23 protein-coding genes, 1 other RNA gene and 1 pseudogene are annotated in these 26,725 nt (G+C 46.8%); 5 read left to right on the top strand and 20 right to left on the bottom strand.

What is annotated here, in order from left to right; translation table 11 throughout:
- Nucleotides 1-67 precede the first annotated feature (67 nt).
- Both IEN92_RS01210 and IEN92_RS01215 read right to left on the bottom strand, forming a co-directional pair.
- The gene (locus tag IEN92_RS01210; protein ID WP_216162085.1) at nt 68-1,720 is read right to left on the bottom strand and encodes an acyl-CoA synthetase; all 1,653 of its coding nucleotides are present in this window, start codon (nt 1,718-1,720) and stop codon (nt 68-70) included.
- Between the two features lie 42 nt (nt 1,721-1,762).
- A complete protein-coding gene (locus tag IEN92_RS01215) occupies nt 1,763-2,683 on the bottom strand; it encodes a histone deacetylase family protein (RefSeq protein ID WP_216159799.1) in 921 nt (306 codons plus the stop codon).
- Between the two features lie 83 nt (nt 2,684-2,766).
- Between IEN92_RS01215 and IEN92_RS01220 the strand changes: the two genes are divergently transcribed.
- A complete protein-coding gene (locus IEN92_RS01220) occupies nt 2,767-4,020 on the top strand; it encodes a lytic transglycosylase domain-containing protein (RefSeq protein ID WP_216159803.1) in 1,254 nt (417 codons plus the stop codon).
- Here the strand turns inward: IEN92_RS01220 and cysM are convergent.
- The 15 genes and pseudogenes from cysM to gyrA all read right to left on the bottom strand — a co-directional run bounded on the left by cysM (nt 4,017) and on the right by gyrA (nt 21,265).
- A complete protein-coding gene (gene cysM, locus IEN92_RS01225; protein ID WP_215373685.1) occupies nt 4,017-4,928 on the bottom strand; it encodes a cysteine synthase CysM in 912 nt (303 codons plus the stop codon). The genes IEN92_RS01220 and cysM overlap by 4 nt on opposite strands.
- A gap of 41 nt (nt 4,929-4,969) precedes the next feature.
- Nucleotides 4,970-5,398: a helix-hairpin-helix domain-containing protein gene (locus tag IEN92_RS01230; protein ID WP_216159806.1), complete on the bottom strand. Its 429-nt coding sequence runs from the start codon at nt 5,396-5,398 to the stop codon at nt 4,970-4,972.
- 88 nt (nt 5,399-5,486) lie between these two features.
- The gene (rfaD, locus tag IEN92_RS01235) at nt 5,487-6,506 is read right to left on the bottom strand and encodes an ADP-glyceromanno-heptose 6-epimerase (RefSeq protein WP_216159809.1); all 1,020 of its coding nucleotides are present in this window, start codon (nt 6,504-6,506) and stop codon (nt 5,487-5,489) included.
- Entirely contained in the window at nt 6,503-7,432 is a 930-nt protein-coding gene (rfaE1, locus tag IEN92_RS01240; RefSeq protein ID WP_216159812.1) for a D-glycero-beta-D-manno-heptose-7-phosphate kinase, read from the bottom strand. Before rfaE1 ends, rfaD begins: the two co-directional genes overlap by 4 nt.
- A 14-nt stretch (nt 7,433-7,446) precedes the next feature.
- Nucleotides 7,447-8,811 (bottom strand): UDP-glucose/GDP-mannose dehydrogenase family protein, encoded by a 1,365-nt coding sequence (locus IEN92_RS01245; protein WP_216159815.1) that lies wholly within the window; start codon nt 8,809-8,811, stop codon nt 7,447-7,449.
- A 34-nt stretch (nt 8,812-8,845) separates the two neighbouring features.
- Nucleotides 8,846-10,057: a lipopolysaccharide assembly protein LapB gene (lapB, locus tag IEN92_RS01250; RefSeq protein WP_216159817.1), complete on the bottom strand. Its 1,212-nt coding sequence runs from the start codon at nt 10,055-10,057 to the stop codon at nt 8,846-8,848.
- Between the two features lie 66 nt (nt 10,058-10,123).
- A pseudogene (locus IEN92_RS01255) lies at nt 10,124-10,462 on the bottom strand (integration host factor subunit beta); the annotation flags it as partial.
- 50 nt (nt 10,463-10,512) lie between these two features.
- Entirely contained in the window at nt 10,513-12,186 is a 1,674-nt protein-coding gene (rpsA, locus tag IEN92_RS01260; protein WP_215373695.1) for a 30S ribosomal protein S1, read from the bottom strand.
- Nucleotides 12,187-12,320: 134 nt separating this feature from the next.
- Entirely contained in the window at nt 12,321-12,983 is a 663-nt protein-coding gene (gene cmk, locus IEN92_RS01265) for a (d)CMP kinase (protein ID WP_216159820.1), read from the bottom strand.
- Nucleotides 12,984-12,996: 13 nt separating this feature from the next.
- On the bottom strand, nt 12,997-14,316 hold the full coding sequence (aroA, locus tag IEN92_RS01270; protein ID WP_370623894.1) for a 3-phosphoshikimate 1-carboxyvinyltransferase: 1,320 nt from the start codon (nt 14,314-14,316) through the stop codon (nt 12,997-12,999).
- An 8-nt stretch (nt 14,317-14,324) separates the two neighbouring features.
- The gene (locus IEN92_RS01275; RefSeq protein ID WP_216159826.1) at nt 14,325-15,206 is read right to left on the bottom strand and encodes a prephenate dehydrogenase/arogenate dehydrogenase family protein; all 882 of its coding nucleotides are present in this window, start codon (nt 15,204-15,206) and stop codon (nt 14,325-14,327) included.
- Nucleotides 15,206-16,336 carry a histidinol-phosphate transaminase gene (gene hisC / locus IEN92_RS01280; RefSeq protein WP_216159829.1) on the bottom strand — a complete coding sequence of 377 codons (1,131 nt, stop codon included), beginning with the start codon at nt 16,334-16,336 and terminating at the stop codon, nt 15,206-15,208. The genes IEN92_RS01275 and hisC overlap by 1 nt, the downstream gene beginning before the upstream one ends.
- Nucleotides 16,337-16,354: 18 nt before the next feature.
- On the bottom strand, nt 16,355-17,434 hold the full coding sequence (gene pheA, locus IEN92_RS01285) for a prephenate dehydratase (RefSeq protein ID WP_216159831.1): 1,080 nt from the start codon (nt 17,432-17,434) through the stop codon (nt 16,355-16,357).
- Nucleotides 17,434-18,531: a 3-phosphoserine/phosphohydroxythreonine transaminase gene (serC, locus tag IEN92_RS01290; RefSeq protein ID WP_216159834.1), complete on the bottom strand. Its 1,098-nt coding sequence runs from the start codon at nt 18,529-18,531 to the stop codon at nt 17,434-17,436. Before serC ends, pheA begins: the two co-directional genes overlap by 1 nt.
- Nucleotides 18,532-18,556: 25 nt before the next feature.
- Complete coding sequence (gyrA, locus tag IEN92_RS01295) at nt 18,557-21,265, bottom strand: DNA gyrase subunit A (RefSeq protein ID WP_215373704.1); 2,709 nt, start codon at nt 21,263-21,265, stop codon at nt 18,557-18,559.
- Between the two features lie 159 nt (nt 21,266-21,424).
- Between gyrA and ompA the strand changes: the two genes are divergently transcribed.
- The 4 genes from ompA to ssrA all read left to right on the top strand — a co-directional run bounded on the left by ompA (nt 21,425) and on the right by ssrA (nt 23,893).
- Nucleotides 21,425-21,991 (top strand): outer membrane protein OmpA, encoded by a 567-nt coding sequence (gene ompA / locus IEN92_RS01300; RefSeq protein WP_215274196.1) that lies wholly within the window; start codon nt 21,425-21,427, stop codon nt 21,989-21,991.
- A gap of 98 nt (nt 21,992-22,089) precedes the next feature.
- The gene (ubiG, locus tag IEN92_RS01305; RefSeq protein WP_216159837.1) at nt 22,090-22,779 is read left to right on the top strand and encodes a bifunctional 2-polyprenyl-6-hydroxyphenol methylase/3-demethylubiquinol 3-O-methyltransferase UbiG; all 690 of its coding nucleotides are present in this window, start codon (nt 22,090-22,092) and stop codon (nt 22,777-22,779) included.
- Between the two features lie 3 nt (nt 22,780-22,782).
- The gene (locus tag IEN92_RS01310) at nt 22,783-23,463 is read left to right on the top strand and encodes an HAD family hydrolase (RefSeq protein ID WP_215373707.1); all 681 of its coding nucleotides are present in this window, start codon (nt 22,783-22,785) and stop codon (nt 23,461-23,463) included.
- A 71-nt stretch (nt 23,464-23,534) separates the two neighbouring features.
- Nucleotides 23,535-23,893: a transfer-messenger RNA gene (ssrA, locus tag IEN92_RS01315) on the top strand.
- A 60-nt stretch (nt 23,894-23,953) separates the two neighbouring features.
- Here the strand turns inward: ssrA and IEN92_RS01320 are convergent.
- From IEN92_RS01320 to IEN92_RS01330, 3 genes are read right to left on the bottom strand one after another with little or no spacing between them, the layout of a single operon-like run.
- Nucleotides 23,954-25,111 carry a class I SAM-dependent methyltransferase gene (locus IEN92_RS01320; protein ID WP_216159840.1) on the bottom strand — a complete coding sequence of 386 codons (1,158 nt, stop codon included), beginning with the start codon at nt 25,109-25,111 and terminating at the stop codon, nt 23,954-23,956.
- 4 nt (nt 25,112-25,115) lie between these two features.
- Nucleotides 25,116-25,670 (bottom strand): carboxymuconolactone decarboxylase family protein, encoded by a 555-nt coding sequence (locus IEN92_RS01325; protein WP_215373709.1) that lies wholly within the window; start codon nt 25,668-25,670, stop codon nt 25,116-25,118.
- Between the two features lie 6 nt (nt 25,671-25,676).
- Entirely contained in the window at nt 25,677-26,678 is a 1,002-nt protein-coding gene (locus IEN92_RS01330) for a tripartite tricarboxylate transporter substrate binding protein (RefSeq protein ID WP_215373710.1), read from the bottom strand.
- Nucleotides 26,679-26,725: the final 47 nt, after the last annotated feature.

Consider the following 26,725-nt stretch of genomic DNA (forward strand, 5'->3'; position numbering starts at 1 on the left):
TCAATAATGACAAAAATTTGTAAAGCATTGTTTAACTACTTATTTTATCCGTCCCAGTGGGCCAGAACTACACATCAATAGCAGTGGCTGATCCCGCTTGCTTACGTAGTTCAAATTTCTGGATCTTGCCCGTAGAAGTCTTCGGTAAATCACCAAAAACAATCGTCTTTGGCACTTTGAATCCAGCCAAGTGTTGCTTACAGTGCGCAATGATATCGGCAGGGCTTACCTCGACACCCGGCTTAATTTCCAAAAATGCACAGGGGGTCTCCCCCCACTTCGGATCAGGCTTAGCAACTACTGCTGCGGCAATCACTGCTGGGTGACGGTAAAGCACATCTTCCACCTCAATCGAAGAGATATTTTCTCCTCCGGAGATGATGATGTCTTTACTGCGGTCTTTAATTTTCACGTAACCATCAGGGCTCATGACTGCCAAATCACCCGAATGAAACCAGCCACCCTCAAATGCTTCTTGAGTTGCCTTTTCATTCTTGAGGTAACCCTTCATCGCGATATTGCCCTTGAACATAATCTCACCCATGGTTTCACCATCAGCAGGAACTGGCTGCATGGTTTCTGGGTCAAGCACTGTGATTGCCTGTTGCAAGTGATAGCGCACACCTTGTCGCGCATTCAAACGCGCACGTTCACCAATATCTAAATCATTCCACTCATCTTGTTTGACACAAACCGCTGCGGGACCATAGACCTCTGTTAAGCCGTAAACGTGGGTTAAATCAAAACCGAGTTTTTCCATTCCTTCGATGATAGAAGCTGGAGGGGCAGCCCCTGCAATTAATCCTTTTACACCTGAAGGTACCCCCACCTTCATTTCATCTGGAGCATTGACTAAAAGATTATGGACAATTGGCGCAGCACAGTAATGCGTTACACCATGCTCTTTAATTGCCGCAAAGATATGCTGCGCATCTACACGACGCAGGCACACATTCACTCCTGCACGGGCTGCAACAGTCCAAGGAAAACACCAGCCATTGCAATGAAACATAGGCAGTGTCCATAAATACACTGGATGCTTATTAATATCCCAATCCAGTATGTTCGAGACTGCATTCATTGCGGCACCACGATGGTGATAGACGACGCCCTTAGGATTTCCGGTAGTGCCAGAAGTGTAGTTCAAACAAATTGCTTGCCATTCGTCTGCGGGTACCTGCCAAGCAAAATTGGGGTCCCCTGCGGAGAGTAATTGCTCATAAGTCAACTTGCCCAACTTCTCGCCAGGCACCTCATACTCTTTTTCTTCAACGTCGATTACCAAAATTTCGCGGCCAGTTTCTTTTTTGGCCATCTCAAGCGCTTTTTTCATCACCCCTGAAAACTCAGGATCAATGATGACTACTTTTGCTTCACCATGATTGAGCATGAAAGCAATAGACTCTGGGTCTAGGCGAGTGTTTAAGGCATTCAGTACCGCGCCTGCCATGGGGATGCCGAAATGCGCCTCTACCATTGGGGGAGTGTTCGGCAGCATCACCGCCACGGTATCACCTAGCCCAATGCTATGCTTTTGTAGGGCGCTTGCAAGACGACGGCAGCGTTCATACGTTTGCTGCCAAGTTTGACGTAATTTTCCATGAATGATGGCAGTCTTATTTGGATATATCTCTGCGGAGCGCTCTAAAAATAATAGCGGTGTAATGGGAGTGAAGTTCGCTGAATTGCGATCTAACCCTTGTTCATAAATATTTGCCATCATGTACTTTCAATAACGATTTCTTAACTACACGACTGTGACTTAGAGATCAGCCAAAGCCTTTACGTGAGCAACTACACTACGACCTAAAGCGGAAAGGTTGTATCCACCTTCTAAGCAACTCACAATCCGATTCTGAGAATAAGTCTTAGCAATCTCTTTTAGTTGCTTGGTAATCCAGGCATAGTCTGCCTCGACCAAGCCCATTTGACCTAAGTCATCCTCGCGATGGGCATCAAACCCAGCAGAAATAATGATCAGCTCGGGCTCAAAGTTGCGAAGTGCAGGTAGCCAACGTTCCTCAACGATTGAGCGCACCACATCGCCCCGTGTAGCAGCTGGTAGAGGTACGTTCACCATATTGTCAGAAGAATCTAAACCACTGTATGGGTAGAAAGGATGTTGAAAGAAGCTGCACATCATCACGTTAGGGTCATTAAAAAAGGCCGCTTCTGTGCCATTGCCGTGGTGCACATCAAAATCAATAATAGCTACCCGTTGAATACCGTAAGTTTCTTGTGCATAACGCGCTGCAATAGCTACGTTATCAAATAAACAAAATCCCATTGAGCGTGTTGGCTCTGCATGATGACCAGGTGGCCTTACAGCACAAAATACATTTTCTACTTCACCCTTCATGACTGCATCCACTCCTGCAATTGCTGCGCCGGCTGCCCGCAATGCTGCTCGGTATGTATGGGGATTCATGATGGTGTCTCCATCGAGCATGAAGTAGCCGCTTTCTGGAGAGCGTTCTTTTACAAAATTGACGTGGTCTGGGCTATGAACCAACTCAAGCTGAGCTTCGGTTGCCAATGGCGCATCTAGGTGATGGATAAACCCATCTATGCCACTCCGAATGAGCTGATCGTTAATCGCCTGAATCCGTTCTGGACACTCTGGATGATGGCTACCCATCTCATGTTTCAGAAAGTCTGGATGAGTTATGTATCCTGTTGTCATTGCTCAAAATCCTTAATAGCAAAACCATCGTTCTTATAATCTAATACAACGTGCTTAATTCTCATCAATCTCAAACTCATCGCATGAATCTTCGTGCCGCCTATTTTCTTGTAGCCCTGCTTCTAGCAGCCTGCTCCAGCGCTCCAACACAGCAAAATAAGACTGAACAAGCCATCGTAAACCAAGCTGATGATCCAGCCACTGAGGCGCGCTTTAGCCAAAATTTGAATGAACTACTAACCCAAGTCTCACAATCTCAAGAAATCCCCTTGCAGAGCCTAGAATTGGGCTTCTCAGATGCTAAAACGATTCCCTCGATCCGCAAATTGGTATTACCCCCATCGGGGACCTTTAAGAAAAATTGGCTTGCGTATCGCAAACGCTTTATTGAACCGGTTCGTCTAAAGGCTGGAAAGGTATTTTGGGAGGAAAACCAGGCCTTTTTGAGCCAAGTGGAGCAAGAATCCGGCGTTCCCGCCGAGATCATTGTTGCCATCATTGGCATTGAGACTATCTATGGACGACAAACCGGCAATTTTCGGGTCAAAGATGTCTTATCCACCCTCGCCTTCAGCTACCCTGATACCCCGAATAAGTTGGCTCGGGAGCAGCTCTTTAAAGATCAGCTAAAAGAACTCATCTTGTTGTGCTGGACTGAATCTGGCGGAAAAATCCCAGCCAAAAACAGCGCTCAAGGCGTGAATAATGCTCGCTTTAGTGCTTGCCTTAACCAAAATAGCTCTTACGCTGGCGCTATTGGTCTGCCGCAATTTATGCCCAGCAGCATTCGGAGCTTTGCGGTAGATGGCGATGGCGATGGGAGAATTGATTTAAAGCAAAGCCCTAAAGATGCTATTGCTAGCGTTGGAAACTTTATGAAGATGCATGGTTGGCAAGCGGGTATGCCAATTTCTTTTCCAGTACAAGCTGGAGCTATCTCTGCTGCCAAAGAATTAGCCGACGGTGAACCTCAGCTCAAATACACCGTTCAGGAACTCATCGACAAAGGCATTTTGACAAAACAGCAGGGAGATTTGCAAAGCGGCGGCGTTGAGCCCACTAGTAAAGCATTTATTGTTGACTTACCCTATCCTGATAAAGATGGTATTGATCAAGTGCAATATTTTGTTGGACTCAATAACTTCTTAACGATCGTGCAATACAACCGCAGCTATTTTTATGCTCAAAGTGTCGCTGAGTTTGCCGAAGCTCTGGGATATAAAAATAAAAGCGTAGTGCCGGTTGAAAATATCAACAAAGCGCCTACCGGCAAGAGTAGTACTGAAAAAAATAAATCGAAGAAATCAGGCTCAAAGAAAAAGCCTAAAGTAAATTAGGCAGGAAATACGCCGGTCGACAGATAGCGGTCGCCACGATCGCAAACAATAAAGACAATCGTTGCATTCTCAACCTGACGAGCAATACGCAAAGCGACAACTAAAGCCCCACCAGCAGAGATGCCGCAAAAGATACCCTCTTCTGCCGCCAGGCGGCGCGCCATCTCTTCAGCGTCTGCTTGAGTGACAAACTCAATACGATCAACTCTGTCGCCCTGGTAAATCTTTGGCAAGTACTCTGGGGCCCATTTACGAATTCCTGGAATTTGCGAACCTTCTTCAGGTTGGGCTCCAATAATCTGAATATTGGGGTTCATCGACTTGAGGTAAGTGGAGACACCTGTGATAGTTCCAGTCGTTCCCATTGCAGAGATAAAGTGCGTAATCTGACCATCCGTATCGCGCCAAATTTCAGGGCCAGTTGTTTCAATATGAGCCCGTGGATTATCGGGATTGGCAAATTGATCTAACAATCTACCGCGGCCTTCTCTCTGGAGTTGGAGTGCATAGTCTCGCGCAAACTCCATGCCACCAGAAGCGGCAGTCAAAATGAGTTCAGCTCCGTAAGCGGCCATACTTTGACGACGTTCAATACTTTGATTTTCTGGCATAACCAATACCATCTTGTAACCCAACATCGCAGCAGTCATAGCTAGGGCAATACCAGTATTACCGCTCGTTGCTTCGATCAGGGTATCGCCAGGCTTAATTTCGCCACGCTCTTGCGCACGCAAAATCATCGACAGCGCAGGTCGGTCTTTCACCGACCCGGCTGGATTATTTCCTTCTAACTTACCTAGAATGACATTATTACGATTGTCATTTTCCAAACCCGGAATGCGCTGTAAACGCACTAAAGGCGTATTGCCTACTGTTTGTGAAATCGTCAGGTAAGTTGGTTTGCTCATCAGGCCATTTTAGCCATAAGCGTACCTAGGCTCTGAAGGGTTTAATTTCTGCGGCCTGCTCCCGTACGCTCCGACTGATTGCGAGTATTAGCTTGAGTACGAGAATTGCGTCTGCTAGAGCTACCGCCCTCTTTCTTGGTCCTGCCATTGGGCTCCCGAAAGGAGCTGGGTGACTCAATCGTCAACCCGTTATCGACCATTTTTTCAACTGACCTCATGCCAATGCCCCGAACACGCTTTTGTAAGTCATTGGCATCTTGAAAATGGCCGCCATCCAAACGCTCAGCAATAATGGTTTTCGCTTTCGAAGGGCCAATACCCTTAATGCTTTCTAACTCCGATTGAGTAGCCGTATTAACGTTGATCGGTGAAGCAAAGGCAGTTCCTAATGATGAAAATGCTATGCCTGCTGCCAGTGTTGCAGCTCCCATCCAATTTTTTGCAGCATCAATCTTGAAATATCTCGTCATAAACTCTCCAGTAGTAAATAAAAAATCCACGGACACAAAGTGCGCGTGGATCGTTTACAACGTAGAGAGAGTAACTTAGTTGACCGAGCTACAAAGGGTCGGCTAAGAAATCAGAATTGGCCTCTAGCCATTCAATATAGCGACCTACACCTTGCTCAACATCGAGGAAGGGCTCGGTATAGCCTGCAGCTCGCAGTTTTGTAAGATCAGCTTGAGTGAAACACTGATATTTACCTCTGAGTGCATCCGGAAAAGGAATGTACTCGATCGCTTTTTCTTTCACTAATTCTTGCAAAGTAGCTGGTTGAGCTTTATCCAGTTTACGCATTGCATTAGCTACTGCATGCGCAACATCATTAAAGGGTTGTGCACGGCCACTACCTAAATTGAAGATACCGCTGATGTCTGGATGATCCAAAAAGAAAAGATTTACCTTCACGACATCTTCTACTGAAACAAAGTCTCTACTTTGCTCGCCAGGACCATAGCCACCATACTCACCAAAGAGTTTGACATGACCATTAGCTTTGTATTGGTGATACTGATGAAAAGCGACCGATGCCATCCGACCTTTGTGTGATTCCCGGGGGCCATACACATTGAAGTAACGGAAGCCGACTACTTGAGCGGTGTTGGCATTTTCTGAAAAACGCTTGCGCATCACTTGGTCAAACAAGAATTTAGAGTAGCCATAAATATTTAATGGTTTCTCGTGCTCACGACTCTCCACAAATACATCGGAGCCCCCATAAGTAGCGGCTGAAGAGGCATACAAAAGTTGTACCTTTTGAGCAGTGCAGATATCTAGCAAGTCCATGGTGTAGCGATAGTTATTCGCCATCATGAAAATGCCGTCGGTCTCCATCGTATCGGAGCACGCACCCTCATGAAAGACCGCCCGGACTTTGCCAAACTTGCCACTTCTAAATGCTTCTAGAAATTCATTCTTATCTAGATAGTCAATAATGTCTAAGTCCGCTAAATTGCGATACTTATCGGCGGGGTTAAGGTCATCCACTGCAATGATGTTTTTCTCACCACGAGCATTCAGTGCCTGAACAATATTTGCCCCAATAAAGCCAGCGGCTCCAGTTACGATAATAGTCACTGTAATTCCTCTGAAGTAACGGTTGCAGTACCAAGCTTACCAACCACAATGCCACCAGCACGATTTGCCAATGCCATCGCTTTTTCTAAAGGCCACTGCGCAGCTAATGCCACAGCTAGAGTAGCAATCACCGTATCACCCGCACCAGAAACATCAAAGACCTCTCGAGCCTGTGCTTTCACATGACTCACACCAGCCTCGGTATATAAACTCATACCTTCTTCTGAGCGGGTAAGCAGTAGAGCCTGAAGATCGAGAGATTTTCTCAGGGCTTGCGCTTTATTCGTGAGATCTTCTTCACTAGTCCACTTTCCAACCACTTGGCGCAATTCACTGCGGTTTGGCGTTAAGACATTGGCGCCATGATATTTTTCATAATCTTCGCCCTTGGGATCAACCAAGATGACTTTGTTTTGCGCTCTTGCTTGCTCAATCATATGAGCTACTTGACCTAAGGCGCCTTTGCCGTAATCAGACAGAATAACGACATCCGCATCACCAACCAATTTCTCAAAGCGCTCTAATTTATGGGCGAGGGCCTTCTCGCTAGGACTCTCTTCAAAATCTAAGCGAATAAGCTGCTGTTGACGGGCAATCACACGTAACTTCACGATCGTTGGCACATTGGCGTCAATTTCTAATTGACTATCGACGCCACCGGATTTGAGTAGCTCGCCCACCCGTTTGCCTGCTTCGTCATTACCTACAATACCTAAAATGGTTGTGTTGGCACCCAATGCTGCAACGTTACGCGCAACGTTCGCTGCTCCGCCAAGTCGTTCATCAATCTTTCCAACCTGTACTACTGGCACAGGTGCCTCTGGCGAAATACGATGCGTATCGCCAAACCAATAGCGATCGAGCATCACATCGCCCACTACAAGTAAGCGTGCCTTTGAAAACTGTTCGCGGTTAGCTTTTTCCATTGAATAATTTTTACTTAATTATGGCGACCAATGCCGTAGTACTCAACACCCAATTCTTGCATGGCGCTAGGCTCATAGAGATTGCGACCATCAAATACGATAGGGCGCTTTAACTTTTGCATTACCTGGTCAAAATCTGGGCTACGGAAAGCCTTCCACTCAGTCACGATCACTAAGGCATCGCATCCATCTAAGGCTGCCATTGGGCTTTCTACCATAGAGACCTTTTTAAGGCCCTCAGGATTGCCTTTGAAGTCTAAATCTAAGCAGTGTTGTGCCTCTGGCATTGCTACTGGGTCATGCGCTACTACTGAAGCGCCGCGCTTTACCAACTCTTGGATGATGACCCGACTAGGCGCCTCACGCATATCGTCTGTATTGGGCTTAAATGCCAATCCCCATAGAGCAAACTTCATGTTTGATAAGTCTTTACCGAAACGCTTCTCGATTTTTTCTACCAAGATATATTTTTGGAGCTCATTAACCGCTTCAACAGCATCTAAGATTTTTAGATCTCTGCCGTGTTCTTTAGCAGTTTTAGAAAGTGCTGATACATCCTTCGGAAAACAAGATCCGCCATAGCCCGTTCCTGAATATAAAAATCCATAACCAATGCGAGAGTCAGAACCAATACCTTGGCGGACCGCTTCAATGTCAGCCCCTACTAGATCCGCTAAATTGGCCAACTCATTCATAAAGGAAATACGGGTTGCCAACATGGCATTCGCTGCATACTTAGTCAGCTCTGCACTCTTAACATCCATGTAGTAAGTGCGTTCATGGTGACGATTAAATGGCGCATAAAGCTTGCGCATTTGCTCTTTAGCACGCAATCCTGCTGGAGTGCTTTCTGTACCTATGACGATGCGGTCTGGGCGCATGAAGTCTTCTACGGCCGCACCCTCTTTTAAAAACTCGGGATTAGATACTACCGAACATAAATCTTCTGGTTGACCTCTTTTTTCCAACTCTTCTTTAATGGCAGCAGAGACCTTATCTGCAGTACCTACTGGCACTGTGGACTTATCCACAATCACCTTAGGAGTCGTAGCATAGCGGCCAATATTACGAGCTGCAGCAACCACATATTGGAGATCAGCTGAACCATCTTCATCAGGAGGTGTGCCTACTGCAATAAATTGAATGTCGCCATGCTCTACCGAAGCCGCAATGTCAGTAGAAAACTGCAATCTGCCAGCAGCACGATTGCGCTCAATCATCTCTTTTAAGCCTGGCTCATAAATCGGCACGCCACCAGAATTGAGAATATCAATCTTCTTAGGATCAAGATCCAAACAAAAAACATTGTTTCCTTGCTCTGCCAAGCAAGCGCCAGTTACTAAACCTACGTAGCCGCTGCCGATGATGGTGACTTTCAAATGAGCTCCTGATTAATCTTTACTCTATTAAACATTACATTGAGGGGCCGCTTGGTGCAGCACCCTCGGTACGTCTCGGGGAGTATGCCTCCCAATTATTACAGCCAGGACACTGCCAATAGAATCTGCGCGCCCGAAATCCACAGTTGCCACAAGTATATCGAGCCAAACTGGTTGTACGCTGACGCAACAAATTCAAGATGGAATGCAACTCCAGGAGCCTTTCTGGATTGGCGCTCCCCTCCTCTAAAGCAAGGCGGGTTTCAGCCAGATTAGAAAGTGCGCTCAAACTAGGGGAATGCTGCATGACATCGGCAAGCATGATATTGGCAGCCTGCGGTCCACGAATTTTCATGAGCTGCTTGTGCACAATATCCAATAGCTCGCCAGATGCCTGAGTCTTTAATAGTGCGCAGAGACGATCCAACCCTTCATCTACCCGATCAATAGCGGTATGGGCAATCATCCAGCGGTCAGCCAATAAATGCATATAGGCTGGATGGGAGGCCGCCACTAAACTCCAAGCATCAATTGCTTGTGCTGGGCGCTCCATCGCCATCAAATAATCACCCTGCAAAATCAAAGCACGCGCATGATTTGAGACGGCCTGCAAGGCCCTCTGAATAGACTGTTCTGCTTCTGCCAAATCCTTACGACGCAAAGCCTCTTGACCCAACTCACAATGAAACTGAGCAATCTCTGTTTTATGAGATTTACCCTGCAGTGTTTCTAGCTCACTGGCAGCAATGATGGCTTTTTTCCAATCACGCTCTACCTGATACATCTCTAGCAAACTTTCTTTTGCAGGAACCGCAAATTTGCCGTCACCAACCCGATTCAAGGAAGCTTCAGCACGGTCCAGCAACCCAGCACGCAAAAAGTCACGGCCTAATTCATAAGCAGCATGATCACGATCGCGAGGTTTTAAATCATCACGATTAGCCAAGTGCTGATGCACTTTAATTGCCCGCTCAGTCTCGCCGCGACGACGGAATAAATTGCCCAACGAAAAATGGAGTTCAATAGTCTCTGGATCAAGCTGCGCAATTTTGACCAGCGTTTCAATTGCCTGATCCGGCTGCTCATTCAGTAAAAGGCTCAAACCTTTAAAGGTTGAACGCTGCTGACGCATGCGTTCACGTTCATCCATCCGATTCTCAAGACGAAGATCCCAGCGAGCAGCTAGCCACCCAACACCAAACATGATGGGTAGCAATAAAAGCCAAGATGTCGCTATCTGAATCATGGCGTACAGAATTTAAATAAAAAAATGGCCCGAATGGACCACTGAGGATAAGCCTGAATATTAGGCACCAGAACCCTCTTTGGGGCCCGCCTGTTTGAGCGGCTTGTAATCCACTCGTTCACGCAACTCTTTACCAGGCTTGAAATGCGGCACACGCTTTTCTGGAATCAAGACCTTATCACCAGACTTTGGATTGCGACCAGTACGAGCAGGACGATGATGCAGTACAAAACTGCCAACACCGCGCAACTCAATACGCTTGCCCTCAGCTAAAGCATGAGTCATGGTATCTAGCAAAGTTTTTACTGCTAGCTCTACGTCCCTAGGCAGAAGCTGCGGAAATTGTTCCGCAAGGCTCTCCACAAGTTCGGAGCGAGTAATTGCTTGTTGCTCTTGATCTGTCATGATCTATCAAAAAAATCGCCGCTCCCCCAACGGAAAGCGGCGATATTGCCTTAACCCTGATTGTCCAATTTTGCTTTTAACAAAGCACCCAAATTGGTTGTGCCAGACTGCGCATCACCTTGGAGTTTGCTCATTGCATCTTGTTGATCAGAACTGTCTTTTGCTTTGATTGAAAGATTGATGACGCGTGACTTACGATCAATATTAATGATCATTGCAGTAACGCTATCGCCTTCTTTCAATACATTGCGTGCATCTTCAACGCGATCGGTTGAGATCTCAGAAGCGCGCAAGTAAGCTTCAACTTCATCAGCCAAGTGAATCGTTGCCCCCTTAGCATCAACTGCCTTCACAGTACCGGTGACGAGGCTACCCTTGTCGCTGACGGATGTGTAGTTATTGAATGGGTCACCAGACAATTGCTTGATACCGAGAGAAATACGCTCTTTCTCAACATCAATTGCCAATACAGTGGCTTCAACTTCATCACCTTTTTTGTATTTCTTAACAGCTTCTTCACCTGGCTCATTCCATGAGAGGTCTGAGAGGTGAACTAAACCATCGATACCGCCAGGCAAGCCAATGAACACACCAAAATCGGTAATCGACTTGATTGCACCAGAAAGCTTGTCGCCTTTTTGCTGTGAACGTGAGAACTCTTCCCATGGATTTGCTTTGCACTGCTTGATGCCCAAGCTAATACGACGCTTGTCTTCATCAATATCCAAAACCATCACTTCAACTTCAGTTCCCAATGCAGTCGCTTTGCTTGGAGCAACGTTCTTGTTGGTCCAATCCATTTCAGAAACGTGTACCAAGCCTTCGATACCAGATTCGATTTCAACGAATGCGCCGTAGTCAGTCAAGTTGGTTACTTTGCCGAATAAACGGGTATTTGGTGGGTAACGACGAGCGATACCAACCCATGGATCATCACCAAGCTGCTTCACACCAAGTGAAACGCGGTTCTTCTCTTGATCGAACTTCAAAATCTTGGCGGTAACTTCTTGACCAACAGTCAACATCTCGCTTGGGTGACGCACACGACGCCATGCCAAATCGGTAATGTGTAAGAGGCCATCGATACCACCGAGGTCAACGAACGCGCCGTAATCAGTGATGTTCTTAACGAGGCCAGTAACCACTGCACCTTCTTTAAGGTTAGACATCAACTTCGCACGCTCTTCACCTTGGCTAGCTTCAACTACCGCACGACGTGACAACACTACGTTGTTACGCTTACGGTCAAGCTTGATAACCTTGAACTCCATCGTCTTACCTTCGTAAGGGCTGGTGTCTTTAATTGGGCGTGTGTCAACGAGTGATCCAGGCAAGAATGCGCGGATACCGTTCACCATCACAGTCAAGCCGCCTTTAACCTTACCGGTAACAGTACCGGTAACGATCTCGGCTTGCTCGAGTGCTTTTTCCAAATTCATCCATGATGCCAAGCGCTTTGCTTTATCACGGGAGAGGATAGTGTCGCCATAGCCATTCTCAAGAGCGTCAATAGCAACAGAAACGAAATCGCCAGGAGCTACTTCAATCTCTCCAGCGTCGTTATGGAATTCTTCAACAGGAATAAACGCTTCAGACTTTAAGCCAGCGTTAACAACGACGAAGTTGTGGTCGATGCGAAGGACTTCAGCCGAAATAACTTGGCCGGTCTTCATATTCGATCGGGTTAATGATTCTTCAAATAATTCTGCAAATGATTCAGACATGTGTATTCACTTTGTGCCGTCAGAAGGCCCGACGGGTTAGGTTAAAAAAGTCTTTAAGAAACACGCTAATGAAATGATCGCGTTGTGGAGTTTCCTAAGACGCCAAAACTACTACTTACATCTACCGCTAAAAACTAAACAATTGCAGATTGATACCAATCTAAAACTGTCTTAACTGCTTGATCTATCGAAAGATCTGATGTTTCAAGCACTTTTGCGCCATCTGCAACCAAGAGGGGTGCGGTACCTCGACTACTATCTCTGGCATCGCGCTCCTGCAAATCTTGCAGTAAGTCTGAAAGTTTAGCAGAAATTCCCTTAGCTATCAATTGCTTATAGCGACGCTCAGCTCTGGCAGCGGCTGTTGCCGTCAAAAAAACCTTCAAAACTGCATCTGGGAATATCACGCTGGCCATATCTCTGCCATCAGCCACCAATCCGGGAGATTGGCGAAAACTGCGCTGTAGGCCCACCAATGCAGATCTGACCTCAGGATGAACGGCTAAGGCTGAGGCTCTCAAACCGATGTTTTCCGCGCGAATCGCATCAGTGACATCCTCTCCATTCAAGAAAATTTGGTTATTTTTAAATGAAATCAATAACTTAGGAACCAAGAGGCCTAATTCAGGGCCATTTTTGACGTCAATTCCCTGTTTTTCACTAGCCAAAGCCACTAAGCGATAGAGCGCCCCACTATCCAAATAATGAAAGCCCAACTTTTCTGCCACCAAAGAGGCAACCGTCCCTTTACCGGAAGCAGTAGGTCCATCAATTGCGATGACTGGAAAATTACTCATGAATTGTTTTGAATTAACTCACAACTTTCGCAAATTCAGCGAAGTAGCTTGGGAAAGTTTTTGCTACGCAATTGGGATCATTGATCTTGAGTGCGTTCGGTCCTAACGCAGCAAGTGAAAAACACATCGCCATGCGATGGTCATCATAAGTATCAATGCCTTCGCTCGGTGACTTCCAGTCGGCTGGCGCTTTAGGTGCATTCACAACAATGTAGTCAGCACCTTCTTCAACAATCGCACCTACTTTTCTCAATTCTTTTGCCATTGCGGCAATACGATCTGTTTCTTTAACTCGCCAACTTGCAATATTGTTTAAACGTGTTGGACCCTCTGCAAATAAAGCTGCGATAGCGAGTGTCATTGCAGCATCTGGGATTTCTGTGCAATCAAGCGTGATCCCCTGAAGTTTGCCGTTGGCATTTTTCACACCCGAGACTTCAAGCCAATCCTCACCAGCAGCAATATTGGCACCCATCAAGGCAAGCGCATCAGCAAAAGCCACATCCCCTTGAATACTCTCCTTACCTACGCCCAGAACCCTTATAGGTCCGCCACCAATAGCACCAAGGGCCAAGAAGTAAGATGCGGAAGAGGCGTCACCTTCAACTGATAGTTGACCTGGACTTTGATACACCGCATCAGACGTCTTAACAGGGATCACAAATGATTGTGCATCTGGGCAACTAACCTTCACACCAAAGCGCGCCATCAGCTTTAAGGTGATATCAATATAGGGTCGAGAAATTAATTCCCCAATGACTTCAATACGGACCGGCTCATTTGCAACCAAAGGTAAGGCCATTAACAATGCTGTCAAGAATTGACTTGATACATCGCCACGTACCTTAACCACATCTTTAATCTGAATGTCTGCAGCCAAGATTTTGATTGGGGGATAACCTTCTTGTAATTCGTATTCAATCTTGGCGCCCACTTGACGTAAGCCATCTACTAAATCGCGAATGGGCCTCTCATGCATGCGCGCAACACCAGATAGGCGATAGTGACCACCTTGCATTGCTAGTGCAGCAGTTAAAGGACGAATAGCCGTGCCGGCATTACCCATGAAGAGGTCTGCATCACGCACCGGGAATTTGCCACCACAACCCTCCACTACACAAACTTTGTCTGCCTTGTCCGTCACAGATAAACCCAGTTGACGCAAGGCATTACGCATCACTTGTGTGTCGTCTGCATCTAAGAGGTTATTTAGCGGTGTTGTGCCCGAAGAAAGCGCTGCCAATAGCAAAGCACGATTTGAGATGCTCTTGGAACCAGGCAAAACAATTGAGCCTTGAGCTCGCTTGAATGGACCAATCTCAATACTAGGCAAATGAGTCATTAAGCCCCATCCAGATCTTGACGCGCTTTGCTTGCCTTATTAAATAATTTCTCTAGACCAGTACCATCATTTTCAGCAATCAATTTACGCATATGATTCACGATCAATAGATATTGATCTAACTCTTTCAGAATGGCTGTGCGATTACCTAAACAAATGTCGCGCCACATTTCTGGGCTAGATGCTGCAATCCGAGTGAAGTCTTTAAAGCCGGCGCCAACATGACCAAGCTTTTGATCAGCATCTTCAGAATTCACAACACTTGCCATCAAAGCGTATGACAAGATGTGTGGAAGATGGGATACGGCGGCATAAATTGCATCGTGTTGTACAACACCAATCTTTTTCACTACTGAACCGACTGACTCCCAAAATCTAATCATTAAGGCAATATCTTCAGGAGAGTTTTCCTGTAGAGGGCAAATAATCGTTTGCTTGCCTTTGAATAAATCTGCTTTTGCTGCTGCAGCACCATGTTGTGCTCCGCCTGCAATGGGATGAGCCGGTACAAACTGACAAGCTTTTTTACCTAGCACCTCTTTGGCAGTCAAGATCACATCGCCCTTAGTGCTACCGGCATCCGTAATCATAGTTCTAGGTTCAAGATGCGGTTCAATCATCTCAAAGGCTGCTCGCATTTGGGCAACTGGTATGCACAACACAATGACATCAGACTGCTTAGCAGCTTCAATTAAATCCACTACGCCATCAATCGCACCCATCTTTTGCGCTTGATCTAAATTTTCTTTACTGCGACCCACACCTAACACTTTGGTAACCACACCCGCTTGTTTGAGCGCCAAACCTAGGGATGCGCCGATCAAGCCCACACCAACGATGGTGACAGTACCGTAATTGCTCGCAGGATTCATGATGGTCATTAGGAAAGTATTTCTGCAGTGATTTCTTTTAGGGCTGCGATGAAAGCAGCATTTTCTTCTGGTAAACCAATCGAGATACGTAACCACTGCGGCAAACCATAGCTCCCTACCGGACGCACGATAATGCCGCGCTTTAGCAAAGCTAAATTGATGCGGGCCCCCGCTTGATCGTCGTTACCTACCTTGACGAGAACAAAGTTTCCAGCAGATGGCAGATAAGTCAGGCCTAAATCATCAAATGCTTTAGTAAGTTGTAAATAGCCAGCACGATTGAGTTCAAAACCTTCTTGTAAGAATGCTTTGTCTTGAAATGCCGCAATGGCTGCTGCCTGCGCAAGACTATTCACATTAAATGGTTGGCGAATACGATTGAGCAAATCTGTTAAGTGAGGCTGTGCAACTCCATAACCAATACGTAAACCTGCTAGGCCGTAGGCTTTGGAAAAGCTACGCGACAAAATCATATTTGGGAAGCGCTTTACCCAGGCAACCGCATCATAGCGCTGCTCTGGAGTTAAGTATTCGTTATACGCCTCATCAAGCACCACAACAACATGAGCTGGGACTGCCACCAGAAATTCTTCAATCTCTTTAGCGGTGAGATAGCTTCCTGTCGGATTGTTTGGGTTGGCTACAAAGACTAGCTTTGCTTTATCACCAGCAGCTTTGACTGCAGCCAACATCGCTGGCAAGTCATGGCCATAAGTAGAGCTTGCTGAAACCTCGACTGCCTTAGCGCCAACTGCTTGCGTTGCAAGGGGGTAAACCGCGAAAGCGTGTTTGGAGAAGATGACTTCGTCACCAGCCTGCGCCACAGCACGGGCCGCCAACTCTAGGATGTCATTGCTTCCATTACCCAAAGTAATCCAATTAGCCGGGACATCTAAGCGCTCTGATAAAACCTTTTTTAATTCAAAACCATTGGAGTCAGGATAGCGGCCCAGATCACTTGCAGCCTTGAGCATCGCTTCTTGAGCAGACTTAGGCATACCTAATGGATTTTCATTGGAAGCTAGCTTCACAATCTTGCTTTCATCTAAGCCATATTCACGAGCAACCTCGCTGATAGGGCGGCCACCAACATAAGGCGCAATAGCGTGAATGTGTTTTAGACCAATCTTAGAAGTCATGCGAACTTTACAAATGAATTAGGCAGAGTGTGGGTAAGAACCCAAATTCTTATAGAACGCCGCAGTCTCTTTTAACTCCTCAAGCGCTTTTACAACTTTGGCATCCTCTGCATGACCAGCAATATCAATATAGAAGTGATATTCCCAAGTCCCTTTACGGGCAGGGCGAGACTCAAAACGATTCATCGACACACCATGCTTTGCCAAAGGAGCCAGTAAACGGTGCACAGCCCCCGGCTGGTTATCAACCGACAACACTAAAGAAGTTTGATCTTTGCCTGTTGGAGTGCACGCATAGTTACCAACTACGACAAATCGTGTCCGGTTATGCGGGTCATCCTGAATCTGTGCAGCCACAGCCTGCAAGCCGTAAGCTTCTTGCGCAGGATCTCCCGCGATAGCCGCTAGGCTTGGATCATTTGCAGCTAGGCGAGCAGCTTCTGCATTACTACTGACTGCCTGACGCTTTAAATGCGGGGCATGCAGACTTAACCATTGTTGGCACTGTGCCAATGCTTGTGCATGAGCGCAAACCGTTGTCACGCCATCCAAGCTACCACTCTTCGTTAAGAGATGATGGCGTATCGGCAAGACGACTTCTCCGCTAATACGCATAGAGGAATCTAGCAACAAATCCAATGTGCGTGAGATCGCACCTTCACTGGAGTTCTCAACCGGGACCACGCCAAATTGTGCGGCGCCCTTCTCTACTGATTTGAAAACTTCATCCAAGCTCGCACAAGGCAAACCCACAATCGAATGACCGAAATACGTTTGCGCAGCCTGCTCAGAAAAAGTCCCTGCTGGCCCAAGATAGGCAATAGTTTGACGAGCCTCTAATGCTCTGCAAGCAGACATCACCTCGCGCCAAATAGCGGCGATGCCATCAGGCAACAAAGGTCCAGCATTGATTTCTTGCAGACGAGCAACTACCTGGCGCTCACGCTCAGGACGAAACACTGGGGATGAGAAGCCACCTTTGACATGACCCACTTCTTGCGCCGCTTTAGCACGCTGCGTTAGCAAATCTAGAATCGCTGCATCCAATGCATCAATCTTTTCTCGCAGGGGAGCTAAGCGCTGTTCTTCAGTACTCATTAAGCCCGCCTTTCAAAATCACGCATAAACTCAAGCAAGGCCTTCACACCTTCGATCGGCATTGCGTTGTAAATACTGGCGCGCATACCACCCGCCGCTTTATGACCTCGCAAGGCCACCAGACCAGCAGCATTTGACTGCGCCAGAAACTCTGCATTCAGGTTCTCATCTTTTAAGAAAAAAGTCACGTTCATCCGTGAGCGATATTCCTTAGTGACGCGATTTTCATACAGACTGCTTTGATCCAGAAAGCTATAGAGCAAGTTTGCTTTTTCTTGATTGCGCTTTTCCATCACCTTGACGCCACCCTGCTTGAGGAGCCACTTAAAGCCCAAGCCAGCCATATAAATCGAAAAAGTTGGGGGCGTATTGATCATCGATTGAGTGCCGGCCTGCACTGACCAATCCCAAATCGTTGGGGTGATACCCATGCTGTGACCAAGCAGGTCTTTGCGAATAATCACAATGGTCACACCAGAGGGGCCGATATTCTTTTGTGCACCACCAAACCACACAGCACATTGGGTGACATCCATCTCTTTTGAAAGAATATTGCTAGAGATATCTGCCACCAGAGGAGTACCCCCAACATCTGGTACATCCGGAAACTCAACGCCACCAATCGTCTCATTGGCACAGTAATGCACATAAGCCGCATCACTGGATAAATTCCAAGTGGATCTTGCTGGAATCGTGTTGAATTTTTCTGCAGCTGAAGAAGCCACCAAATGAGCAGCGCCATACTTTTGCGCTTCTTTAAATGATTTTTCTGACCAGACACCAGTGACTAGAAAGTCTGCCTTAGGGCCGTTTTTAGCCAAGGGCATGAGGTTCATGGGGATAGCTGCATTTTGTCCAAGTCCACCACCTTGCAAGAGCAAGATTTCATAAGAATCCGGAATGCTCATCAGCGTACGCAGGTCTTGAATCACCTCTTCATACACTTCCATGAATTCTTTACTGCGGTGACTAATTTCCATGACGCTAGTACCGAGTCCGCGCCAATTGAGCATTTCATCAGCAGCCTGCTTCAATACCTCCTCAGGTAATGTAGCAGGCCCCGCAGCGAAATTGAAGATGCGGCGGTCAAAAGTCATAAGCTACTAGTCTAGTGATAACGCTTTAAGCGTCACCTGCCGCATCAGAATTGGAATCAGTTGCTGAATCAGCAGATGCATCACCTTCTTCTGCTTCGTCGCCCTCTTCATCCGAGTCGCTCTCAGCAATACGCTGCAGACCAGATAAGCGAGTGCCCTCATCCACGTTGATCAAAGTCACGCCTTGAGTAGCGCGACCCATTTCGCGAATTTCAGAAACACGTGTACGCACTAAAACGCCACCCGTAGTGATCAACATAATTTGATCTTCAGGAGAAACCAAAGCGGCAGCAACTACTTTACCGTTACGCTCGCTTGTCTGAATTGCAATCATGCCCTTGGTGCCGCGGCCATGACGTGTGTATTCAGCAATAGGCGTACGCTTACCGTAACCATTCTCCGTAGCAGTCAACACACTACTTGGAATTGCAATGCCGTTTGCGTCTACCACTGCGGCTTCAGCACCTTCAGCAGCTTCTGCTGGGGCAACTAACATCGCAATCACTTGATGGCCGACGCCTAAATTCATGCCGCGCACACCCCGTGCGGTACGGCCCATTGGACGCACATCATTCTCATCAAAACGCACTGCTTTACCGGCATCAGAGAACAACATCACATCATGCTGACCATCCGTTATAGCTGCGCCAACCAAGAAATCATTCTCGTTGAGGTCAACCGCAATAATGCCGGCCTTACGTGGGTTGGAGAAGTCAGATAAGCGTGTCTTCTTCACAGTACCCAAACTCGTTGCCATAAAGACATACTGATCATCTTGGTAGCCCTTGATCGGCAGAATCACAGTGATCTTTTCACCTTCGATCAATGGGAACATATTGACGATTGGCTTACCGCGTGAAGTACGACTGCCTTGTGGAACTTCCCACACTTTGAGCCAGTACATGCGGCCACGATCAGAGAAACACAAAATCGTATCGTGTGTATTGGCTACGAACAGCGTATCAATCCAGTCTTCATCTTTCGTAGCGGCGGCTTGCTTGCCACGACCACCACGTTTCTGTGCACGGTATTCACTCAGCGGCTGACTCTTCATGTAACCAGTGTGTGACAGTGTCACCACCATATCTTGTGGAGTGATCAAATCTTCTGTGAAGAGTTCGGTTGCATTCATCTCAATGAATGAACGACGACCTGTATCACCGCCAGCTTTACCAAATTCAGCTTGCACTTCTTTTAGTTCGCTTTCGATGACTTGAGTAACACGTTCTGGCTTTGCTAACAAATCTAACAAGTCAGAAATTTCTGCCATGACTTCTTTGTACTCGTTCACAATCTTGTCTTGCTCAAGACCAGTCAAGCGTTGCAAACGCATCTGCAAAATTTCTTGTGCTTGACTGTCAGAGAGGCGATACAGGCCAGTAGTCTGCATACCGTACTCGGGCAACAAACCTTCTGGACGGTAGGCATTACGGCCTCCTGGTGTATCGGTCTCAGCACGCGCCAACATCTCACGCACCATCGATGAATCCCAAGCTTTACCCATTAACTCTTGCTTTGCAATCACTGGGTTTGCAGCCGCTTTAATGATGGCAATGAACTCATCTATGTTTGCTAAGGCAACTGCCAAACCTTCTAAGACGTGACCGCGCTCACGCGCTTTACGCAATTCAAAAATTGTGCGACGTGTCACAACTTCACGACGATGCTGCAAGAAATATTCCAGCATTTGCTTCAAGTTGAGCAAGCGTGGCTGGTTATCTACCAAGGCCACCATGTTCATACCGAAGTTATCTTGCAGTTGAGTGCTCTTATACAAATTATTGAGAACTACCTCAGGCACTTCACCGCGCTTAAGTTCAATCACAACGCGCATACCGGATTTATCTGACTCGTCACGCAAATCAGAAATGCCTTCAACTTTTTTCTCATTCACTAACTCAGCAATACGCTCGAGCAAGTTCTTTTTGTTTACTTGATATGGCAACTCATCAACGATGATGGCCTGACGTGCACCCTTGTCGATATCTTCAAAGTGAGTCTTGGCACGCATAACAACACGACCACGACCAGTTCTGTAGCCTTCGCGCACTCCTTGAACGCCGTAAATAATGCCGGCGGTGGGGAAGTCGGGAGCTGGAATGATCTCAATCAGCTCATCAATCGAGCATTCGGGGTTATGCAAGACGTGTAAACAGGCTGTAACGACCTCATCGAGGTTATGGGGAGGGATATTGGTCGCCATACCCACCGCAATGCCTGAGCTGCCGTTAATGAGCAAATTAGGCACTTTTGCAGGAAGAATCAGGGGTTCTTTCTCGCTACCGTCGTAGTTTGGCCCAAAATCCACGGTTTCCTTGTCCAAATCGGCCAAAAGCTCATGGGCGATCTTGCGCAGGCGGATCTCCGTATACCGCATCGCAGCAGCGTTATCGCCGTCTACGGAGCCAAAGTTGCCCTGCCCATCAACCAGCATATAGCGCAGGGAGAAGTCCTGGGCCATCCGAACGATGGTGTCATACACCGCAGAATCACCGTGCGGATGGTATTTACCGATCACATCGCCAACTATACGGGCAGATTTTTTGTAAGCTCGGTTCCAATCGTTGTTTAATTCATACATCGCGAATAAGACCCGGCGGTGAACCGGTTTGAGGCCATCGCGCACGTCTGGCAGGGCTCTGCCGACGATGACGCTCATTGCGTAGTCCAAATAGGACCGCCGCATTTCGTCTTCGAGGGATATTGGTAGTGTTTCTTTAGCGGCTTGTTCCATCCAGAAATAATATCATTTTGATGACGGATAGCCCCTATGCTAAGATTCTGTCAGTTTGTACGAAATTGAGATGTGTCGCTTTGCGGTTTTTTGCTTCAAAGTAGGGCGAATTACATTTAAGTTTGACTTTAATTAAAAAGAGATTTTTGAGGACTAAAAATGAACAAAACCCTAAGAGTGTTGCTCGCTTCTGTTATTACTGTTTCTGCTTCTGCAGCAATGGCTTCTGATAACTGGCAAAACGGCGACGGCCAATTAAACTGGAAAAACGGCGATGGCACATTGTGCTGGCGCGATAATAACTGGACACCAGCAACTGCAGCTAAGGGTTGTGACGGTGCGTTGACTGCACACAGTCCTGCTGGCGTTAGCCAAAGCAAAATCACTTTGCAAGCTGACACACTCTATGACTTCAACAAGTCTGATTTGAAACCAGAAGGTAAAGCTACTTTGGACAAGATCGCTGCTGATTTAAGCAAGATCAAGTTAGAAGTCATCATCGCTGTTGGTAACACTGACAGCATCGGTACAGATGCATACAACATGGCTCTCGGTCAGCGTCGTGCGCAATCTGTTAAGACATACCTTGTAAGCAAGGGTGTTGACGGTAGCCGTATCTACACAGAATCAAAAGGCAAGAGCAATCCAGTTGCAAGCAATGCAACTGCTGAAGGCCGCGCTAAGAACCGCCGTACTGACATCGAAGTTGTTGGTACAGCTAAGTAATTCACCTTACTTGTAAAAAAGCCCGCTTCTTGCGGGCTTTTTTATTTCCGCTATATTCGTAGAATCCTTTACCCGCCTTACTGAGAGCCAAACTCAAGATGAACGTTGATCAATCTGAAATCGCTAAATTTAGCGCCCTAGCTCACCGCTGGTGGGACCCTAATAGTGAATTCAAGCCTTTGCACGCCATTAACCCACTGCGCCTTGCTTGGATCAAATCCTTCGTAAACTTAGAGGGAAAAAAAGTGGTTGATATCGGCTGTGGTGGTGGCATCTTGGCAGAATCCATCGCTCAATCTGGCGCAGACACCACTGGCATTGATCTTTCTGAAAAAGCTCTCAAGGTTGCAGAATTACATGCATTAGAAGTAGGCGCAAAACTGACTTACCGCTCAATCTCAGCAGAGGCTCTCGCTGATGAACAGCCCGAACAATATGACGTTGTGACCTGTATGGAAATGTTGGAGCACGTCCCAAATCCTGCATCAGTTGCGCAAGCTTGTGCAAAGCTTTGCAAACCCGGTGGCACGCTCTTCTTTAGCACTTTGAATCGTAGCCCTAAGTCCTACTTATTTGCCATTATTGGCGCCGAATACATCCTCAAGCTCCTACCCAAGGGGACTCACGAATACGCGAAATTTATCAAGCCATCAGAGCTGGTTGCGTTCACCCGTCAAGCGGGCTTAGAGATGATTGGAATAAAGGGTTTGAGCTACAACCCAATCACTCAGGTGTATAGCCTCGGGGATGATGTAGATGTGAACTACATGATTGCCGTCAGGAAGTAAGGCATGAGCACCCTATCAAGCCCTTATCACGGGGTATTTTTTGATTTGGATGGCACTCTTGCAGATACAGCGCCGGATTTAGTGGCTGCAACCAATCAATTGCTGGTAGCGCGTCAGCTGTTACCGAAACCTTACGAAGTTTTGCGCCCTTGTGCGTCAGCTGGTGCACGGGGCCTATTAGAGGGTGCATTTGGAATTACTCCAGATCATCCGGATTTCATTGCATTGCGAGATGAGTTTTTTAAAAACTATGAAAATGCTCTATTAGTCCACAGCAAGTTATTTGATGGCATGGATGATTTGCTTGAGCAAATGGAAATCGCAAACCTTCCCTGGGGAATTGTGACGAATAAAAGTGAGCGCTTCACCAATCCACTCACTGAACTGATGGGCCTGCGTCAAAGAGCGGTCTCTACAGTGTCAGGCGATACAACGCCCCACTCAAAACCCCATCCAGAACCAATTCTGCATGCCGCCAGAATTGCCAATATTGATCCAACAAAGTCAATTTATGTAGGCGATGACATCCGAGACGTCATTGCAGGAAAAGCTGCAGGCATGCTGACGGTTGCAGCTGCGTATGGTTACTGCGGCTGCAAAGAGCCACCAGAAGCTTGGGGTGCTGATCACATCATCAACAGCCCCCTCGAATTATTACCAATCATCTTTCCTAATAGGGTTTAATGGCATCCCAAAAGATATTAAGCAATTTGGGGCTAGCGGCTTTAAAATAGATCCTCCTATGCATGAACTCTGGGGTCGACATGGTTTCGACGTGGATTACAAAGCATCAAGGGCATACCGAGGACCCGTTATCTCGTAAATCAATGGGAATGTAATAACTGCTAACGACGAACGTTACGCACTAGCCGCTTAATTGCGGTTGCCCCTGAACTGATTCTCTCTTGGGTCAGGTAGCGAAAGCTACATCAGGGTCATATACAAGAGATAAGACTATTTTGCGTCACGAAGAATAGTACGAAAACTTAGTGAATCGTCAGCGAGGAACGTGTCAATCTGTGCCTAACTGATTAAATTAAATGATATGACTAAGTATGTAGAACTTGTTGTGGAGGATTTGCGGACGCGGGTTCGATTCCCGCCGACTCCACCATATAAAGCAAACCCCTCTGAATTTTGGAGGGGTTTGCTTTACCAACTTGTGGTCCTGTTTTTATTTCACTACTAGCCGCCACAAAGAAGTGATCTCTTGAGATCTTGCCGCATGAAGTGCATCAGCTTTATCAAATACTTTGTGATGCTGAGGTTTGGTATCTAAGTGTCCCACAACCTTCAGTCCGGACTGATCAATCCAATCGAGCAATTGCTCTCTTGATCGCAAGCCGAGATGCTCAGCAAGGTCAGAAAGGATCAACCAACCCTCGCCACCGGGTAATAAATGCTCTTTTAATTTTCCTAGAAAGCCTTTTAACATTTGGCTCTCCGGGTCATATATTGCATACTCAAGAGAAGAGCTGGGACGCGCTGGCAACCAGGGAGGATTACATACAATCAATGCCGCTTTCTCTGCTGGAAACAAATTGGTCTTCTGAATTTCTATCTGGTGATTGAGACCCAAACGATCAATATTGTCTTGGGCGCATGCAATAGCACGATCATCTTGATCAGTAGCAATGATTTTTTTGATCTCTCGAATTGCCAATACAACGGACAGCACCCCAGTGCCCACCCCAATGTCAAATGCTATGGAGTTTTTTTGAATCGCAGCGGGTAGCGGCGCTTTGAGAACCAGTTCAATGTATTCACCGCGAATCGGTGAAAAAACACCGTAGTGTGGATGAATCCGAATCTCCTCATCATCCCTCGCTAGCACGGGAACACCTTTTTTACGCCATTCATGCGCGCTAATGACCCCTAGCAATTCTCGTAAAGAGACAACATAGTCTTCACTCTGCTTTCCATAAGCCTCCATACAGGCTTGCGCAACATCAGGCGCACGTCGCAATGAAATGCTGTGGTCTGCATGAATAGGAATCAGCAACATTCCCAGAATACGCGCCCTTTGCGATTGCGCTAAGCGGTGTAAATTGAAGGTGTCTAAAGGACTTTTGGTTTTCTCTTTTGCAACCCGATCAGCCCTAGTTGATTTCTTAGAAGGCTTATCAACCCTTCTTACAAGGGCCTGCAGTAGCTGGCGAGCATTTTGAAAGTCGCCTTTGTAAAGCATTGCAGTGCCTTCACAAGCTGAACGGTATGCTATGTCGGCCGTTAAGGTGTCATCAGCAATGATGACTTTCTGATGTGGCGCAATGCCATTTTCGGAGCGCCATTTAGCAGAAAAAGATTGTTCGCCTTCGCTCCAATGAATCATGAGTTCATGAAGTGGGTGGATGATCTTCGGGGTGAATATCCAAAGCAATTAAGAAGCGAGATACCATGTTGTAGGCAGCGATGACTGTTACTAGCTCCACTGTATCCGTATTTCCCAATGCTTTTTGAAGACGTTTCATGAGTTCGGGATCGACTTGAATATTGCGCGTCATCTGCAAGGTTAAGTCAGCAGCATCATTTTCCAACGGAGTAAATTCGTTCCGCGGGAAGTTGGGCTGACCGATCAATCTGAGGGCTTGTACTTGTTCTTCGGTGCCACCAGCCTTTTTAAAGGGAGGTGCATGATGAAAAAATTCATATTCAGCACCATTGAGCACTGCGACTCCGCACATTGCCAATTCCCTTAACTTGGGATCTAGGGACAAATTATTGCGAATCTCTCCAATAAAGTGATTCCAGCCCTCAGCAATCGGTACGCTATGCAAGAGCATTCGATCCAAGTTAATAAACTGCCCGCCACGTCTCTTACGAATAGCAGAAACCAGCTCAGCTGGCTCTGCTAAATCAATGGGTTGATACGGAATCGAACGTTCAGTCATGTGCGCTTACTGAGCAGTTTCTTTAATGCCGTTCTCAATGACGAACTTGCCCCAAATACCAATTTGCTTACCGATAAATTCACGGGCAGATTCTGGGCTACCACCCACAATCTCAATTCCTTGAGCTTTAAACTTCTCCGCAACCAAGGGAGTTTTTAAGGCCTTATTCAAGGCCTTATTCATGGCATCAATAATCGCAGGTGGCGTTTTTCCTGGAGCAATCACTGCCCACCATGCTGGTGCGCTAAAGCCTGGATAACCACTCTCAGCCACTGTAGGCACATTAGGCATTGTTGAAGTTCTCTTTGCTGTAGTAATCACCAAAGGAATCACACCACCGCTATCAACATGGGGCTTCACCAAGAACTCTGAACCAACAGCCAATGGCACTTGACCACCCAAAGCATCCTGCATCAAAGGACCGCCGCCACGATACGGAATATGGTTCCAATCAAAGCCTGCTTGCTTAGCAAGACGTGCCATCGATAGGTGTCCAAGACTACCAATTCCGATGGAGCCATAGCTAAATGGCTTTCCGGCTTTAGACATCTCTGTCAATTGCTTAAAGCTCTTAATTCCAGAATTTTTACTTGCTACCAATACCATTGGTGAGGTTCCCACCAAAATCACAGGTGCCAGATCTTTAATGGTGTCGTAGGGAAGTTTGTCTTTGAGGCTAGGATTGACGCCGTGGGTATCAAATACCACTGCAAAGGTATAACCGTCCGCATCCGCTCTTGCTAGCGCAGCAGTACCAATCACACCTGAAGCACCGCCAATATTTTCAACAATCACATTTTGCTTAAGCTCTGTTTGCAAGGCTTGTGCCAAGACTCGGGCAACCTGATCAACTGATCCACCAGCTGGAAAGACTGCTATCAATTTGATGGGTTTTTGGCTTGGCCAGCTTCCAACGCCAGCAGTTTGGGCAAACACCATGCCGCTTACCCCAAAGGACATTAGGGTTATCAATAGGGCTCTTTTGGCCATTTTTGCTAAATACAGCATAGATCGGTCTCCTTTGAATAAGGCTTAAGATTACCACCCCATAAGCC

The sequence above is a fragment of the Polynucleobacter sp. MWH-Creno-3A4 genome, assembly GCF_018881885.1.
Lineage (GTDB): Bacteria > Pseudomonadota > Gammaproteobacteria > Burkholderiales > Burkholderiaceae > Polynucleobacter.